The sequence below is a fragment of the Microbispora sitophila genome, assembly GCF_014892245.1.
Taxonomy (GTDB): Bacteria; Actinomycetota; Actinomycetes; order Streptosporangiales; family Streptosporangiaceae; genus Microbispora; species Microbispora siamensis.
In genome coordinates this window covers 77209-92269 of the sequence record NZ_JADBGC010000021.1, presented here as the reverse complement: position 1 = coordinate 92269, position 15061 = coordinate 77209, and the positions used below count along the sequence as shown (strand labels likewise).

14 protein-coding genes and 1 pseudogene are annotated in these 15061 nt (G+C 74.3%); 9 read left to right on the top strand and 6 right to left on the bottom strand.

Going from position 1 to position 15061, the window contains the following annotated elements:
* Positions 1–35: 35 nt before the first annotated feature.
* The 4 genes from plsX to IL992_RS32645 are packed head-to-tail and all read right to left on the bottom strand — an operon-like array spanning position 36 to position 4690.
* Positions 36–1085 (bottom strand): phosphate acyltransferase PlsX, encoded by a 1050-nt coding sequence (gene plsX, locus IL992_RS32660; RefSeq protein ID WP_319018972.1) that lies wholly within the window; start codon positions 1083–1085, stop codon positions 36–38.
* A gap of 1 nt (position 1086) precedes the next feature.
* Positions 1087–2025, bottom strand: coding sequence for a phytoene/squalene synthase family protein (locus IL992_RS32655; protein WP_193207175.1), 939 nt, complete (start codon positions 2023–2025; stop codon positions 1087–1089).
* The gene (locus IL992_RS32650; RefSeq protein WP_193207174.1) at positions 2022–3503 is read right to left on the bottom strand and encodes a phytoene desaturase family protein; all 1482 of its coding nucleotides are present in this window, start codon (positions 3501–3503) and stop codon (positions 2022–2024) included. The genes IL992_RS32655 and IL992_RS32650 overlap by 4 nt, the downstream gene beginning before the upstream one ends.
* A complete protein-coding gene (locus IL992_RS32645) occupies positions 3503–4690 on the bottom strand; it encodes a polyprenyl synthetase family protein (RefSeq protein WP_193207173.1) in 1188 nt (395 codons plus the stop codon). Before IL992_RS32645 ends, IL992_RS32650 begins: the two co-directional genes overlap by 1 nt.
* A 262-nt stretch (positions 4691–4952) precedes the next feature.
* Here IL992_RS32645 and IL992_RS32640 point away from each other — a divergent pair, with 262 nt between their 5' ends.
* The 5 genes and pseudogenes from IL992_RS32640 (at position 4953) to IL992_RS47920 (ending at position 8285) form a co-directional block, all read left to right on the top strand.
* Positions 4953–6044, top strand: coding sequence for a MerR family transcriptional regulator (locus IL992_RS32640; RefSeq protein WP_319018971.1), 1092 nt, complete (start codon positions 4953–4955; stop codon positions 6042–6044).
* Positions 6045–6168: 124 nt separating this feature from the next.
* Positions 6169–6690: an RNA polymerase sigma factor gene (locus tag IL992_RS32635; RefSeq protein ID WP_193207171.1), complete on the top strand. Its 522-nt coding sequence runs from the start codon at positions 6169–6171 to the stop codon at positions 6688–6690.
* A 2-nt stretch (positions 6691–6692) separates the two neighbouring features.
* Complete coding sequence (locus IL992_RS32630) at positions 6693–7703, top strand: YbgA family protein (RefSeq protein WP_193207170.1); 1011 nt, start codon at positions 6693–6695, stop codon at positions 7701–7703.
* Positions 7700–7960: pseudogene (locus tag IL992_RS49075) on the top strand (TspO/MBR family protein); the annotation flags it as partial. The gene IL992_RS32630 and the pseudogene IL992_RS49075, both read left to right, overlap by 4 nt.
* On the top strand, positions 7941–8285 hold the full coding sequence (locus IL992_RS47920) for a TspO/MBR family protein (protein WP_264295140.1): 345 nt from the start codon (positions 7941–7943) through the stop codon (positions 8283–8285). The pseudogene IL992_RS49075 and the gene IL992_RS47920, both read left to right, overlap by 20 nt.
* A gap of 2 nt (positions 8286–8287) precedes the next feature.
* Here the strand turns inward: IL992_RS47920 and IL992_RS32620 are convergent, their stop codons facing one another.
* Complete coding sequence (locus IL992_RS32620; protein WP_193207169.1) at positions 8288–9448, bottom strand: pyridoxal phosphate-dependent aminotransferase; 1161 nt, start codon at positions 9446–9448, stop codon at positions 8288–8290.
* A 56-nt stretch (positions 9449–9504) separates the two neighbouring features.
* On the opposite strand from IL992_RS32620, the gene IL992_RS32615 reads away from it, so the two are divergent.
* From IL992_RS32615 to IL992_RS32605, 3 genes are all read left to right on the top strand, one after another.
* Positions 9505–10053, top strand: a complete 549-nt coding sequence (locus IL992_RS32615) for a helix-turn-helix domain-containing protein (protein WP_226874189.1) — start codon at positions 9505–9507, stop codon at positions 10051–10053.
* A 136-nt stretch (positions 10054–10189) separates the two neighbouring features.
* The gene (locus tag IL992_RS32610) at positions 10190–11065 is read left to right on the top strand and encodes an MEDS domain-containing protein (protein ID WP_193207167.1); all 876 of its coding nucleotides are present in this window, start codon (positions 10190–10192) and stop codon (positions 11063–11065) included.
* A complete protein-coding gene (locus tag IL992_RS32605) occupies positions 11062–11997 on the top strand; it encodes a sensor histidine kinase (RefSeq protein WP_193207166.1) in 936 nt (311 codons plus the stop codon). Before IL992_RS32610 ends, IL992_RS32605 begins: the two co-directional genes overlap by 4 nt.
* A gap of 123 nt (positions 11998–12120) precedes the next feature.
* Here the strand turns inward: IL992_RS32605 and IL992_RS32600 are convergent, their stop codons facing one another.
* Positions 12121–12627 carry a MarR family winged helix-turn-helix transcriptional regulator gene (locus tag IL992_RS32600; protein WP_193207165.1) on the bottom strand — a complete coding sequence of 169 codons (507 nt, stop codon included), beginning with the start codon at positions 12625–12627 and terminating at the stop codon, positions 12121–12123.
* 87 nt (positions 12628–12714) lie between these two features.
* Here IL992_RS32600 and IL992_RS32595 point away from each other — a divergent pair, with 87 nt between their 5' ends.
* Positions 12715–15015, top strand: a complete 2301-nt coding sequence (locus tag IL992_RS32595; protein ID WP_193207164.1) for a phosphoketolase family protein — start codon at positions 12715–12717, stop codon at positions 15013–15015.
* The last annotated feature ends 46 nt before the right edge of the window (positions 15016–15061 follow it).

Sequence of the window (15061 nt, the reverse complement as noted above, 5' to 3'; positions counted from 1 at the left end):
TCGTGAGCCGGAACCGGGCCCGGCCGCGTGGGAGATCACCGCCCGGGACGGATGGCGAGGCGGTCGCCGAGACGGGCCGCGACCTCGCCCTCGGCCAGGTCGCACGCCACCACGCAGGCCCTGGCGATGGTCCCGGCACGGGAGGAGCCGTGCGCCACGACGACGGTGCGGGTGAGCCCGAGCAGGGCCGCGCCGCCGTGCGTCTCGGGGTCGTAGCGTCGCGCCACCCGGCCGAGGCCGGCGGACCCGGCCACGCCCTCCCGCGCCGCGAGGGCGAGCGTGGCGCGCACGGTCCCCTCCACGTTCTTCAGCACGACGTTGCCGGTGAAGCCGTCGGTGACGATCACGTCGACGGCCCCGGTGAGCACGTCGCCGCCCTCGATGTTGCCGTGGAAACGCAGCGGCATGCCGCGCAGCAGGGTCTCGGCCCTGCGGGTCAGCCGGTTCCCCTTGCCGGGCTCCGCGCCGATCGACAGCAGTCCGACGCGGGGGTCGGCCACGCCCAGCACGAGCTGCGCGTACGACGCTCCGAGCAGCGCGAACTGGGCGAGCATCTCGGGCGTCGGGTCCACGGTCGCGCCGGCGTCGATCAGCACGGTGGCCCCTCCCGCCGTCGTCGGCAGCGCCACGGCCAGCGCGGGGCGCAGCACGGCGGGCGCGGTGCCCAGCCGGTCGACCGCGCAGGCGACCACGGCCCCGGTGGACCCCGCCGACACGAAGCCCGCGCCCGCTCCGTCCCGCACGAGATCGAAGCCGACGGCCAGGCTGGAGTAGACCATGCGGACCGCACCCGCGCCCCGCTCGGTCATCGGCACGACGTCGGCGGCGTGCGCGACGCCGATCTCGCCCGCCGCCCCGAGCCGGGCCAGTTCCCCGCGGACGACCCCGGCCTGGCCGACGAGAACGATCGGCACGCCGTGCTCCCGCCACGCCTCGACCGCGCCCCGCACGATCTCCACGGGCCCGTGGTCCCCGCCCATGGCGTCCACCACGACAGGCCGGGCCGTCACGCCCCGCTCGCGGGCGGGAATCCTCGGCCCGGGGACCGGACCGGCACCCGGCGCGGGGTCCTGTCCGGGATCCACGTCAGGCCACCTCCACACGGCGCTCGGCCTGCGCGGCGGCACGCGCGGCGAGCAGGTGCCTGGCGAAGATCGCGAGCCTGCGCCGCCGGGGGACCCTGGCCCGCCGTGCCAGCACGTCGTGCCCGGCCGCCTCGACCTCGTCCAGAATGCCGCCGTACAGCTCGTACGCGGCCCTGATGCACGGCCGGGACGACGGCGCGAGCAGCGCGATCCCGCCGTGGGCGCGCCGGTAGTGGTCGCGGGCGCGGTCGCACTCGTAGGCCACCAGCTCCCGCACGGCCGGCGTGGCGTACGGCGCGGCCAGGTCGGCCTCGGTCACGCCGAACTTGTCGAGGTCGGACAGCGGCAGGTAGACGCGGCCCCGCGCCAGGTCCTCGCGCACGTCGCGGATGAAGTTCGTGAGCTGGAAGGCCAGCCCGAGCTGGCGGGCGGGCTCGCGGGCCCGCCCCTCCTCGCCCGGCAGGGCCTCCAGCACCGGCAGCATCATCGTCCCGATGACCGCCGCCGAGCCCTCCATGTAGCCCAGCAGATCGTCGTAGGTCGCGTACCGGTCCACGGTGAGGTCGGCGCGCATGGACGCGAGGAACGCCCGCACGTCGGCGTGGTCGATTCCGAAGGCCCGCACCGTGTGCGTGAACGCGGGGAGCACCGGATCGCGGACGCGGTCGCCGTCGAGCGCGGCGGCGAGCCGGGAGGACAGGCGCTCCAGCGCCGCGGCCCGGTCGCCGGTCAGGGCGAGCGAGTCGACGATCTCGTCGGCGTAGCGGGCGAAACCGTACAACGCGTGGACGTGCGGCCGTTTCCAGGCGGGCAGCAGGCGGGTGGCCAGGTAGTACGAGCGGCCGTAGCTCGCGTGCAGCCTGCGGCACCGCTCGTAGCCGGCCGTCAGCGTCGCGGCCGGCGCCCGGGACGGCGTGCTCGGCGTGCTCGGCGTGCTCATAGGGCGCTCTCCAGGATGCGTTCCGCGGCCAGACGGCCGGAGATCAGTACGGGCGGCACCCCGACCCCGGGAGCCGTGTACATGCCCGCGAAGTGGAGGCCGGGGACCCGCCGGGCCGCGCCGGACGGGCGGAACCAGGCGGTCTGGGTGAATCGGGCGTCGAGCGCGAAGGGCGTGCCGGCCGAGTGGCCGCGCCGCCGCCAGGCGGGGGGATCGAGCACCAGCCGGGGCGTGCCGGACAGATCGCCGTACCCGAGGCCGGCGAGCCGCCCCACCATGCGGTCCACGAGGCGGGGGGTGAGGGTGGTCCAGTCGGCGCCGCTCCGCATGTTCGCGGTGGGCTCCAGCACGCTGAGTACGGCAGGTCCGCCGCCGGCCGGCCCGTGGTCATGCGGACAGGTCACCAGCAGGCTCGGGTCCGGCTGCGGCCTGCCCGCCTCCAGCGCCGCGAACGTCGCCTCCCACTCCCGCCCGAAGTGCAGAGTGTGATGCGCCTGCCCTTCCGGGCGCCGGTCGAGCGCGAAGTGCGCCACCAGGCAGGAGGGGGAGAAACGGGGCCGCCGCAGCCGCCAGTCGGCCGCCTCCTCCGGCAGCAGGCCGTCGCCGCCCCGCCGGCCGTGCGCCCGGATCAGGTCGCAGGCCACCACGGCGTGCCGGGCGGCGAGCCGTTCGCCGGTGTCGAGGCGGACGGCGACGACCCCCGCCCCGTCGGTCTCGATCCGCGTGGCCCGCACGCCGTACCGGAAGACCGCCCCGGCCTTCTCCGCGGCGGCGGCCATCGCCCGGGGGACGGCGTGCATGCCGCCCTCCCGCGGGAAGTAGACCCCGCCGACCGTGTCCATGTGGGCGATCACCGCGTACACGCCGAGGGCGCGGCGCGGCGACATGCCGACGTACAGCGCCTGGAAGGTGTGCGCCCTGATCAGCCGTTCGTCGGTGAGGTGGCGCCGCACGAGCCCGTCCAGCCGGCGGAAGCCGCCGAGCGCGGCCAGCCGCGCCAGCGCGTACGGCCGCGCCAGCGCGCGCAGCCGGGTCACGTCCCGGTCGATGAACGTGTTCCACTCGGCCTCGAACATCTCTCCCAGCAACCGCCGGAACCGCCGGTAGCGCCCGGCTTCCGCGGGCCCGCACAGCGCCCGCACCTGCTCGGCCATCGCGTCGGCTCCCGCCACCACGTCGAGCCGCGACCCGTCGTGGAAGGTCAGCCGGTAGTACGGATCGAGCCGCCGCAGCGGCAGCCGGCGCTCCAGATCCTGCCCGGCGGCGGCGAAGGTGTCGGCCAGCACTCCCGGCATGGTCAGCACCGAGGGACCGGTGTCGAAGCGGTGGGATCCCAGGGTCGCCGTGCCGCAGCAGCCGCCCGGCACGTCGGCGGCCTCCACGACCGTCACCTCACGGCCCGCCCCGGCCAGGCGCATCGCGGCCGACAGGCCGCCGAGCCCGGCGCCGATCACCACCACGGGCCCGCCCGCGGTCATCAGCCCGCCCCGCCGGCAGCATGCCCGGCGGCGCCGAGCAGAGAATCGGGAACGGGCTGGGGGGCGGGACAGGGCTGGGGGGCGGGGCCGGGCTGGCCGAGGCGGCGGGCGAGGCCGAGCAGGGCCGCCCGGGCGTCGGCGGGGATGTCCGCCCCGGACAGCGCCTCGCCCGCGGACTCGGTGAGGCCGCGGATGCGCCGCTCGACCGCCTCCAGCGCGCCGGTCGCGACGATCACCTCCCGGGCCGCCGCCAGGCGGTCCGGCCGCGCCTCGCCCGTCCCCGGCAACGCGTCCAGCAGTCCCGCTCCCGGGCCGTCCGCGCGTTCGCGCGCCAGCGTCAGCAGGTAGGTCCGCTTGCCCTGCAGAAGGTCGGCCCCGGCGGGTTTGCCGGTCCGCGCCGGGTCGCCGAAGACGCCGAGGACGTCGTCGCGGAGCTGGAACGCCTCGCCCAGCGGGAGCGCGTACGCGCTGAGGACCCGGCGCAGCCCGGGCTCGCCTCCGGCGATGGCGTGGCCGAGGTGCAGGGGCCGCTCCACCGTGTATTTGCCCGACTTGTACGTCGAGATCAGCAGGGCCTCCCGGCGGCCGCCGCCGCCCCGGGCGGCGCAGGTCAGGTCGAGGTACTGCCCGGCGACCAGTTCGACGCGCAGCTGGGTGAAGACCTCCAGGGCGTCGGCCAGCCTGCGGCGGTCGGCCAGCAGCGCCGCGTCGGCCCAGCTGAATGCGAGCACGCCGAGCAGGATGGCGGCCGACTCCCCGAACCGCCGCGACGACCCGGTCCAGCCGAGCTCCCGATGGCGCTCGGCGAGCGCCAGGTGGGCGGTCGTCCGGCCGCGCCGGAGGGGCGATTCGTCCATCACGTCGTCGAGGATCAGCGCGCACGCGTGGAGGAGTTCGATCGAGCAGCCCGCCGCCAGCACCGCCCCGAGGTCGTCGGGCGAGCCGCCGGAGGCCCGGTGGCCCCAGTACACGAACGCCGGCCGCAGCCGCCTGCCGCCGCGCGCGACAAAGTCGGCGAGGTGACGCCGCAGCACCTCCCGGTCGTCGGCGCCGAGGAAGGACAACCGGCTCATCTCGCGCCGGAGCAGCTCCTCCAGGGTGCGGTCGAACAGGTCGGAAAGGTGGCGATCGAACGGCTCCCGCGTCTCGTCCCGAACGCTGCCGGTCTCGCGGGTCAACGTCAGCATGCGCACTGCTCCTTCGATCGTTACGGTGATCGGCGGCGCCGTCAGTAGAGTTTTCGCGCCCGCCCGCTCCGGCGGTTGCATCCGTGCCGGGCCCCCGAGCCGAAACAAGGTCAGGGCGGCCAGGAGTGCCGTGCGCGCTGTTCGGCAGGCCCGCCGTGCGGCGCGCGGGCCGGCCACACGGAGGCGCCACACGGAGGCATACGGGTGGCCGGAGGACGGCGAGCGGCCGCGACGACCGGACGGACAGGCACGGGGTGAGCACGTGACGCGCGAGGGCGGGTCGGGGGCCGGCGAGAACGCGGCCGCCGAGGAGGAGCCGGGCTACGGCATCGGGGCCGTCTCCCGGCGGCTCGGCGTGCCCGCGTCCACGCTGCGCACGTGGAACCTCAGGTACGGCATCGGCCCGAGCAGGCGCAGCCCCGGCGGGCACCGCCGTTACGACGACGCGGACCTGCGCCGCCTGGAGGAGATGAACCGGCTGATCCGGGCCGGGATGCCGCCGGCCGACGCCGCCAGGCAGGCGCTGCGGGCGCGGCCCGCGGCCGGGGAGCGGGCGGCGTCCCCGGCCGGGGAGGGCGCCGCCACGCCGCCGGAGCCGCCCGGGCGACCGGAGTCCGCCGCGTCGTTCGAGTTCCCCAGGGCGTTCGAGTCTCCCCGGCCGCCGGAGTACCCCAGGCCGTCGGAGTACCCCAGGCCGCTGGAATCCGCGGTGCCGCCCGCCCCCGCCGTACGGCCGGCCGCGGACCTCGGACTGCTGTCGGCGGCCATGCTGGCTCGCGCGGCGGCGGCGCTGGACGCCGCGACCGTGAGCGCGGGACTGGACGCGGCGCTGGCCGCGCACGGCGTGGTGTGGACGTGGGAGCGGCTCGTGCTGCCGGTGTTCGCGGCCGTCACCCGCAGGCAGCAGGACACCGGCGCCGGGATCGACGTCGAGCACCTGTTCTCCGACCGGCTCCAGTCCGCGCTGACACGGTTCTCCGCGCGTGCGCCCTCGCCCGTGCATCCCCGTCCTGTCCTGCTGGCCGGTGCGGAGGAGGAGCAGCACGCGCTGCCGATCCACGCGCTGGCCGCCGCGCTCGGCATGCTCGGAGTGGAGGCCCGCGTGCTCGGCGCCCGCACGCCGTACGCCGCGCTGGCGGACGCCATGCGCCGCCTCGGCCCCGCGGCCGTGTTCGTGTGGTCGCAGATCAGGGAGACGGGTGACCCCGCCCCGCTGGCCGGTCTGCCGAGGCTCCGCCCCGCCTGCCGCGTCGTGGTCGGCGGCCCCGGCTGGTGGGACGACCTGCCTACGCACGTCGTCCGGGTGAACACGTTTCGTGACGCCGTCTCGGCGGTAATGACCACTCTGCGGTGATTCGGTCTCTTTGACGGATTTTTGATCCAGTGTTCGGCCCCCATGGTTGCCCGCCTCGAACGCGGGCAGCTATGAATAGGTTTTGAATAAGTTCTCTGCCCAGTCTTCTTCCTTAGGGGGGCCGATGGAGGAGACCCTGGAGTTCCGCCTCGCCGCAGGGGACACGGGAGCGCTGGGGGAGTGCTACCGGGTTCACTCGCCGGCCGTACGCTCCTACCTGCGCAAACTCGTGCCGCCCCAGGACGTGGAGGACGTCCTGCAGGTCGTCTTCACCGAGGTGTGGCGCTTCCGGCGCCGCTTCGACCCGGGCCGCAGCCTGTCGGCCTGGCTGTTCGGCATCGCCCGCAACCGTGCGGTGGACCACCTGCGGGCGCGTACGCCGGCGACGGTCCCGCTGGAGGCGGTCCCCGACCCGGCGGGGCACGACGGCCGGCTGGACGGCGAGGAGTTCGCCGACCGCGACCGGATCAGGCGCGCGCTGGCCTCGCTGCCGCAGGTGCAGCGCCAGGCGATCGAGCTGGCCTACTACGGGGACCTGACCCAGCGGGAGATCGCCGAGCACCTGCGGGTCCCGCTCGGCACGGTCAAGGCGCGTACGGCACGCGGCCTGCACCGCCTGTCCACGCTGCTGCGGCCGGCGGCCTGATCATGGAGCCTGCGGAAGGGACGAGGCCCAGGGTCGCCGTGTCGAGCTGCCTGCTCGGCGCTCCCGTACGGTTCAACGGTGGCCACAGCCGTGACCGGTTCCTGGCCGCGGAGCTCGCGGAGCACGTGGACTGGGTGCCGGTCTGCCCCGAGATCGAGATCGGCCTCGGCGCCCCGCGCGAGACGCTCCGCCTGCAGCGCTCCCCGGACGGGCCCCGGCTCGTCACGCGCCGGACGCGCGAGGACCTGACCGCCCCGATGACCGCGCTCGCGGCCGACCGTGCCGCCGGTCTGGCGGACGTCGACGGATACGTGTTCAAGTCGAGAAGCCCGAGCTGCGGGCTGCACGGAATCCCCGTGTACGCCGAGTCCGGCGCCGCGGCCGACCGGCGAGGCAGGGGAGTCTTCGCCGGCGCGGTCACCGCCGCCCGCCCCGAACTGGCCGTCGAGGACGAGGGCCGGCTGCACGACGCCGTGCTCCGGGAGGCGTTCGTCGAGCGGATCTTCGCCTCGGCCCGCCTGCGTGCCCTGCTGGCCGGCGACTGGCGCCCACGCGATCTGGTCGCCTTCCACGCCCGGCACAAGATGCAGATCCTCGCCCACGCGCCGGCGGCGTACCGGGAGATCGGGCGGCTCGTGGCCGCGGCGGGCGAGCGTCCACGGGAGGCACTGGCCCGGGAGTACCGCCGGGCGTTCCTGGCGGCCCTCGCCACCAGGGCCACGGTCGGGCGCCACGTCAACGTCCTGCAGCACTGCCTCGGCATGATCGGCCGGGAGCTCGACCCGGTCCGCCGGGCCGACCTGGCCGAGGTGATCGCGTCGTACCGGGCCCGCGAGGTCGCCCTCGCGGTGCCGCTCGCCCTGCTCCGGCACCACGCGAGGGGCGCGGGGGCCCAGGACGTCCACGCCCAGGACGTCCACGCCCAGGACGTCCAGGCGCGGTACGTCCGCGACCAGACCTACCTGTCCCCGTATCCCGACGCGCTGCGCCTGCGCAACCACATCCCCGCATGAGCGCGGGCCGGCGGGAAGGAAGAAGACGCATGAGACGCACATCGAAGAAGACGCTGCTGCGCGCGGCCCTCGCCGTGACGGCCACCGCCGCGGTCGGCGGCCTGTCCACCGACGCCCGTTCCGGCTGGTACGCCCGGCTGCGCAAGCCCTCCTGGCGGCCGCCGCCGCAGGCGTTCGGCCTGGTCTGGACGCCGCTCTACGCGACGATCGCCTACGCCTCCGCCCGGGCGCTGTCGCATGGGGACGACCGCTCCCGGCCGGCCCTGCGGCGGGCGCTCGCCGCGAACCTGGCGCTCAACGCGGCCTGGCCCGCCGCTGTTCTTCAAGGCCCGCAATCCCCGCCTCGCGCTCGCGGAGATCCTCGCGCTCAACGTGTCGAACGCGCTGCTGACCCGCCGCCTCCTCCGCCGGGACCGCACGGCCGGACTCCTGCTGCTGCCGTACGCCGGATGGACGGTCTTCGCCACCGCCCTCAACGCCGCCATCGCGCGGCACAACCCGAAAGCGCTGCACAACCCGAAAGCGCTGCACAACCCGAAAGCGCTGCACAACCCGAAAGCGCAGCACAACCCGAAGGCCTGAGGTCAGCCGATCGCGCGGCGGAAGCGCTCGCCGAGCCCCGCCAGCCGTTCGACCGGTTCGTTGGCGAACACGAGCCGCAGGTAGTGGGCCCCCGAAGGGCCCCAGCCGTCCATGGGCGTGGCGGCGACCTTCCCCCGGTCGAACAGCAGCCGGGACAGCTCGGCGGGCGTCAGCCCGAGCGGGCGGGTGTCGACCAGGGCGGACCAGCCGCCGTGCGGCGGGACGACCGGATAGCCGGCCAGTTCGCGGAGGACGGCGTCGCGGCGGCGCGCCCACACCGCGGTGGCCGCCGCCACGTCCGCCTCGGCGTCCGGCGCGTCCAGGGCGGCCGCCACCGCCTCCTGGCCGATCCCCACCTGGCAGACGACGTTGGTGAGGCCGACCAGGCGGATGTCGGCGAGGATGGCGGCCGGGCCCACCACCCAGCCGACCCGCCAGCCGATGAGCCGCAGCTCCTTCGACGCCGAGCCGACGGTGATCGTGCGGCCCGCCAGGTCGTCGCGGGCGGCGGGATGGCTCGGAGCCCGGCCGTCGAAGCGGATGCGCTCCATCGCGGCGTCGTAGATCAACCAGGCGTCGTGCCGCTCGCAGGCGGCGGCGAGCGCCGCCCAGTGCCGGTCGTCGAGCACGAGCCCGGTCGGCATGAGCGGGCTCATCATCAGCACCGCGGCGGTCCGCCCGGTGACCGCCGCGGCCAGCTCCTCCGGGTCGAGCGTCCACCCCTCGGCCGTGGCCCTGGCGGGCACGAAGCGGGGGACGCCGCCCGCCAGCCGCACCCGGTTGACCAGCCCCGCGTACACGGGGTCGCACAGCACGACCTCCTGGCCCGGCTCGACGGTGGCGAGCAGCGTGTTCAGCACGCCGTTGAGCCCGCCCGCGACGCTCACGCACTCGGTGCCGGGATCGTACGAACGCCCGGCCATCCGGCCCACGTGGGCGGCGGCGGCCGTACGCAGGGAGCGGCGGCCCTGGAACGGCAGATAGCTGTTGGCCGCGTCGTCGTCGAGGGCGGCCCGGGTCGCCTCGATCGCGACGGCGGGCGGCCGGAGATCGGTGTCCAGGTTCTCCAGCCGCAGCAACTCCGGATCGTCCGCCGCGTCGGCGGCGTCGCCGACGACGTCGACCCCGATGCCGGGGATGTCGCGGAGCCGGGACACGGTCATGGCAACTCCGTTCGCTCAATTGGTATCTCTGTACCACTATGCTGATACACGTGAACATGGCGCAAGTGGTCGGCGACAACGTCCACCGGCTGCGGAACGCGGCCGGCATCTCCCTGGCGGACCTCGCGGCGGCCGGCGGGATCAGCAAGACCACCCTGCACGGCATCGAGCAGGGCGCGGGCAACCCCACCCTCGGCACGCTGTGGGCCCTCGCCACCGCGCTCAAGGTCTCACTGGGGGAGCTGATCGAAGCGCCGGCTCCCGTCGTGGAGGTCGTGCGCGCGGGCGACGAGCGGCCCGCCGCGACCGGTGACGCCGTGGGCGCCCGCCTGCTGCACCGCATCCGGCTGCGCGGCACCGTGGAGGTCTACGCGATCGAGGTGGCCGCGAACGGGCAGGAGTCGCAGGCCCACCTGCCCGGAGTCGAGGAGTGCCTGGTCCTCACGGGCGGGCGGATCACGGCCGGGCCCGCAGACGCGCCGGTGGACCTGTCGGAGGGCGACTCGCTGCGGTTCGAGGCCTCCCGGCCCCACGTCTACCGAGGCCACGACGAGCGCAACCGGGCCGTGCTGCTCATGCTCCACCCCGACCCGCCCGGCACCTGAGCCCGCCGGCCTCGTCACGGGGCCCGCGCGGGGCCACGTCCACCAGGAGGGCCCGGGGGATCGGCGGCCGGTGCGGGGACGCCTATAGCCTTGGGGTGCCCGCATTCCCCAGGCGGCGTGTTAAGAGGTGGACGCCATGGTCCCGTCCCTGTTCGACCGGCTGGTCGCCGGCGATCACGTGTGCAACGTCTACGACGACGAGGAGCAGCGGCTCACCACCATCGCCCGTTTCGTCCGCGCCGGCGTCGGCGGCGGCAACAGGGTCGTCCACTTCTCGGTCGGCTCCCCGGAGCAGGTCGTGGACGAGCTCGTGACCCAGGGTGTGGACGCCCGGGCGCTGTGCGAAACCGGCGCACTGCAGGTGTACGCCGCGGGGAACACGTACCTGGCGTCGGGCTCCTTCGATCCGGAGGCGGCGGTCGACGGCTGGCGGCGGGCGCTCGCCGAGGCTCTCGACGCGGGCTACACCGGCCTGTGGGCGCTGGGCGACATGGCCTGGGCGGCCTCGGAGATCCCCGGCGTCGAGCGCCTCCACTGGTACGAGGCCGAGGCCAACCGGGTCTTCTCCGGCGGCCAGGCCCTCGCGCTGTGCCTGTACGACCGGCGGACGATGCCGCCGGAGGCGCTCGACCGGATCTCCGCCGCCCACCCCTCCCGGCTCGGCCCCGGGCCGGACGAGAGCTGGGTTCCGCTGTTGCGCATGTGGCGGACGGCCGTTCCACCCGGCCTCGCGCTCGCCGGCGAGGTCGACGCGTCCAACCGGGAGGCGCTCGCCGCGACGCTCGCCGGACTGCGGGAGGACCTGCCGGACGCGCGCGGACCGCTGACCGTCGACCTGTCGGAGCTGCGCTTCGCCGACGCGGCGGTCGCACGGCTGCTGATCGAGGGCCACCGTGCCCTTCCCGGAGGGATCAGAGTGGTCGGGTGCCCACCTCAGGTCGCCCGGCTGTTACGGGTGTCGGGCGGCGAGGAGATCCTTGGAGCCGTCGACCGCGCGGAGGTGACGGCATGACTGGGTTCGACCACATCGGGCTGCTGTACCGGGACGAGGACGAGTACGCCGCGGGATGCGCCGCCTTCCTCCGGCAGGCTCTGGCCGCCGAGGAGCCCGCGATGGTCGCCGTGCCGGGCGGCAACGGCGAGCTGATCCGGGCCCGCCTCGGGAGCGACGCCCATCGGGTCGTCTTCCGGGACATGAGCGTCGCGGGCCGGAATCCGGGGCGGATCATCCCGTCGGTCCTGCTCGCCTTCCTGCGCGAGCACGCGGGCCGGCGCGTCTGGATCATCGGCGAGCCCATCTGGGATGGGCGCAGCGAGATCGAGTATCCCGCCTGCGCCCAGCACGAGGCCCTCATCAACGCGGTCTTCGCCGCGGAGGAGGCCGCGATCCTGTGCCCGTACGACGTGGCGCGGCTGACCCCGGAGGCGGTCGCCGACGCGCACCGGACCCATCCCGTCATGCAGGACACGACCGGCGTCTGGGACAGCCCGGCCTACACCGACCCGATCGAGACCGCCGCCGCGTTCGACGTCCCGCTGCCCGCCACTCCGCCGTCCGCGGCGGCCTACCGCTTCGAGGGCCTGCGCGCTCTGCCGGCGCTGCGCGCGTTCCTGTCCCGCGAGGCCCTCGCGGCCGGGCTCGGGGGGCGGCGCCTGACCGAGATGCTCATCGCCGTGAACGAGCTGGCGACCAACACCGGGGAGTACACCGAAGGGACCGGCACGGTGACGGTCTGGACCGAGCACGGGACGCTGGTGTGCCAGATCGACGACGGCGGCCGGATCGCCGACCCGCTCGCGGGGCGGGTGCCGCCCCCCGACCACGCCACCCACGGACGCGGCCTGCTCGTCGCCCACGAGTTCGCGGACCTGGTCCGCATCCACCGGCACCCGCGGGGGACGAGCATCCGTGTCCACTTCGCCCTGTCGCCCGAGCAGGCGTAGGCCGTCAGGCGACGGACAGCGCGCCGAAGCCGCCCGTCGGCGTGCCGTCGCGCGTCCGCGGTTCCTCGTAGGCCTCCGAGGGGATCCGTACAGGAATCAGCGGCAGCCCTCGGCAGCGGCCGTTCACTGGGCGGCGGCGTCGAGTTCGCGGGAACGCTCGGCCTCCGCGGCCCTCTGGTACTCGAAGGCCGACAGGATCGTGTCGAGGATCTCGCCGAACTGCCGCACCTGGCCGGGGGTGAGGGGGTCGAACAGCACCCGGCGGACCTCCTCGACGTGGCCCGGCGCCGCCTCCACGAGGGCGGCGAAGCCCTCGTCGGTGAGTTCGGCGACGGTCGTGCGCCGGTCATCCGGCCGCTTGAGCCGTCGCACCCAGCCCTTCTCCTCCAGCCGGGAGACGGCGTGGGACAGGCGGCTGACCGAGTACTGCAGGATGGCGGACAGCTCCGTCATCGTCATGGTCCGCCCGGGCGACTCGGAGAGGACCACCAGGATCATGTAGTAGGCGTGCGGCATGCCCGAGTCGCGCTGCAACTGCCGTTCGAGAGCCTCCTGTAGGAGCTGGCTCGTCCGCAGGTAGGCGCGCCAGGTGCGCTGCTCCTCCTGGTCGAGCCATCGCGTGCCGGACATGGCGCCAAGACTACCGGTCGATGGGCACGCTGATTTGTGGGCGAAAGACCCTGGTTCGGCCGGCACTACAGGGAAAGTGTCAGGGGCATGGACGCATACGGGAACATCGACGCCTACTGGCGGGCCGCGAACTATCTGTCCGTCGGCCAGATCTACCTGATGGACAACCCGCTGCTGACCGAGCCGCTCAGCCCCGAGCACATCAAGCCGCGGTTGCTCGGCCACTGGGGCACGACGCCCGGGCTCAACTTCTGCTTCGCCCACCTCAACCGGATCATCCGGGAGCGCGGCCAGGACATGATCTACATCGCCGGCCCCGGTCACGGCGGCCCGGCGGCGGTCGCCCACGCGTGGCTCGAAGGCACCTACACCGAGCGCTACCCCCACGTCACGCAGGACGCCGAGGGCATGCGCAGGCTCTTCCGCCAGTTCTCCTTCCCCGGAGGCATCCCCAGTCACGTCGCCCCCGAGACCCCGGGCTCCATCCACGAGGGCGGCGAGCTCGGCTACGCCCTGTCCCACGCGTACGGCGCGGCCTTCGACAACCCCGGCCTGGTGGTGGCCTGCGTCGTCGGCGACGGCGAGGCCGAGACCGGCCCGCTCGCCACCGGCTGGCATTCCAACAAGTTCCTCAACCGGGACACCGACGGGGTGGTCCTGCCGATCCTGCACCTGAACGGCTACAAGATCGCCAACCCCACCGTGCTGGCCAGGATCCCGGAGGGCGAGCTGATCAAGCTCTTCGAGGGGTACGGCTACCGCCCGCACATGGTCTCCGGCCAGGAGCCGGTGGAGATGCACGAGCTCATGGCCGCGACCCTCGACACCGTCTTCGACCAGATGGCCGACGGCGGCCCGCTGCCGATGATCATCATGCGTACGCCGAAGGGCTGGACCGGGCCGCGCGAGGTCGACGGGCTCCCGGTCGAGGGCACCTGGCGCGCGCACCAGGTGCCGCTGACCGACGTACGGAACCGGCCCGACCGGCTGGAGGCCCTGGAGGAGTGGATGCGCTCCTACCGGCCGGAAGAGCTGTTCGACGCCGACGGGCGGCCGGTCGAGACGATCACGCGGACGGTCCCGGACGGGCCGCTGCGGATGAGCGCCAGCCCGCACGCCAACGGCGGGGAGTTGCTGCGCCCGCTCGTGCTGCCCGACTTCCGCGACTACGCGGTCGAGGTCAAGGCCCCGGCGGCGGCCTCCAGCGAGCCGACCCGGGTCCTCGGGGCGTTCCTGCGCGACGTGATCGCGGCGAACCCGGCGAACTTCCGGCTGCTCGGCCCGGACGAGACCGCCTCCAACCGCCTGTCGGCCGTCTTCGAGGCGACGGACAAGGAGTGGGAGGCCGCCCTGCTGCCGACCGACGAGAACATCGGTCCCCGGGGCAGGGTCATGGAGGTGCTCAGCGAGCACCAGTGCCAGGGCTGGCTGGAGGGCTACCTGCTGACCGGCCGCCACGGGCTGTTCAACTGCTACGAGGCGTTCATCCACATCGTGGACGCGATGTTCAACCAGCACGCCAAGTGGCTGGAGTCCTCCCGCAAGATCCCCTGGCGGCGGCCGGTCGCCTCGCTGAACTACCTGCTGTCCTCGCACGTGTGGCGTCAGGACCACAACGGCTTCAGCCACCAGGACCCAGGCTTCCTCGACGTCGTCGTCAACAAGAAGGCCGAGGTCGTCCGCGTCTACCTGCCGCCGGACGCCAACACCCTGCTGTCGGTCGCCGACCACTGCCTGCGCTCGCGCGACTACGTCAACGTCGTCGTGGCGGGCAAGCAGCCCGTGCTCGACCTGATGAGCATGGACGAGGCGATCGTCCACTGCACCCGCGGGCTGGGCATCCTCGACTGGGCCTCCACCGACCAGGGCACCGACCCCGACGTCGTGCTCGCCTGCGCCGGTGACGTGCCCACAATGGAGACCCTGGCCGCCGCCGCGCTGCTCCGCGAGCACCTGCCCGAGCTGCGGATCCGGGTGATCAACGTCGTCGACCTCATGCGGCTCCAGCCGGCCTCCGAGCACCCTCACGGCCTGCGCGACGCCGAGTTCGACGCGCTGTTCACCACCGACCGGCCGATCATCTTCAACTTCCACGGCTACCCCTGGCTGATCCACCGCCTGACCTACCGGCGTACCGGCCACGACAACCTGCACGTGCGCGGCTACAAGGAGGAGGGCACCACCACCACGCCGTTCGACATGGCGATGCTCAACGACATCGACCGCTTCCACCTGGTGATGGACGTCATCGACCGGGTGCCGGGGCTGGGCAGCAGGGCGGCACACCTGCGCCAGCGCATGGCCGACGCCCGGCTGCGCGCCCGCGCCCACACCCGCGAGTTCGGCGAGGACCCGGCCGAGATCCGCGACTGGACGTGGCCCTACTGAATCCCCGGCCCTGCCGGATCCCGGGCCCTGCCGATTCCGGGGCGAG

Coding starts and splice junctions, on each gene's coding strand:
- IL992_RS32655 (WP_193207175.1), bottom strand. CDS start 2,025: ATGAGCACGCCGAGCACGCCGAGCACGCCGTCCCGGGCGCCGGCCGCG.
- IL992_RS32650 (WP_193207174.1), bottom strand. CDS start 3,503: ATGACCGCGGGCGGGCCCGTGGTGGTGATCGGCGCCGGGCTCGGCGGC.
- IL992_RS32645 (WP_193207173.1), bottom strand. CDS start 4,690: ATGCTGACGTTGACCCGCGAGACCGGCAGCGTTCGGGACGAGACGCGG.
- IL992_RS32635 (WP_193207171.1), top strand. CDS start 6,169: ATGGAGGAGACCCTGGAGTTCCGCCTCGCCGCAGGGGACACGGGAGCG.
- IL992_RS32630 (WP_193207170.1), top strand. CDS start 6,693: ATGGAGCCTGCGGAAGGGACGAGGCCCAGGGTCGCCGTGTCGAGCTGC.
- IL992_RS47920 (WP_264295140.1), top strand. CDS start 7,941: ATGGGGACGACCGCTCCCGGCCGGCCCTGCGGCGGGCGCTCGCCGCGA.
- IL992_RS32620 (WP_193207169.1), bottom strand. CDS start 9,448: ATGACCGTGTCCCGGCTCCGCGACATCCCCGGCATCGGGGTCGACGTC.
- IL992_RS32615 (WP_226874189.1), top strand. CDS start 9,505: ATGGCGCAAGTGGTCGGCGACAACGTCCACCGGCTGCGGAACGCGGCC.
- IL992_RS32610 (WP_193207167.1), top strand. CDS start 10,190: ATGGTCCCGTCCCTGTTCGACCGGCTGGTCGCCGGCGATCACGTGTGC.
- IL992_RS32605 (WP_193207166.1), top strand. CDS start 11,062: ATGACTGGGTTCGACCACATCGGGCTGCTGTACCGGGACGAGGACGAG.
- IL992_RS32600 (WP_193207165.1), bottom strand. CDS start 12,627: ATGTCCGGCACGCGATGGCTCGACCAGGAGGAGCAGCGCACCTGGCGC.
- IL992_RS32595 (WP_193207164.1), top strand. CDS start 12,715: ATGGACGCATACGGGAACATCGACGCCTACTGGCGGGCCGCGAACTAT.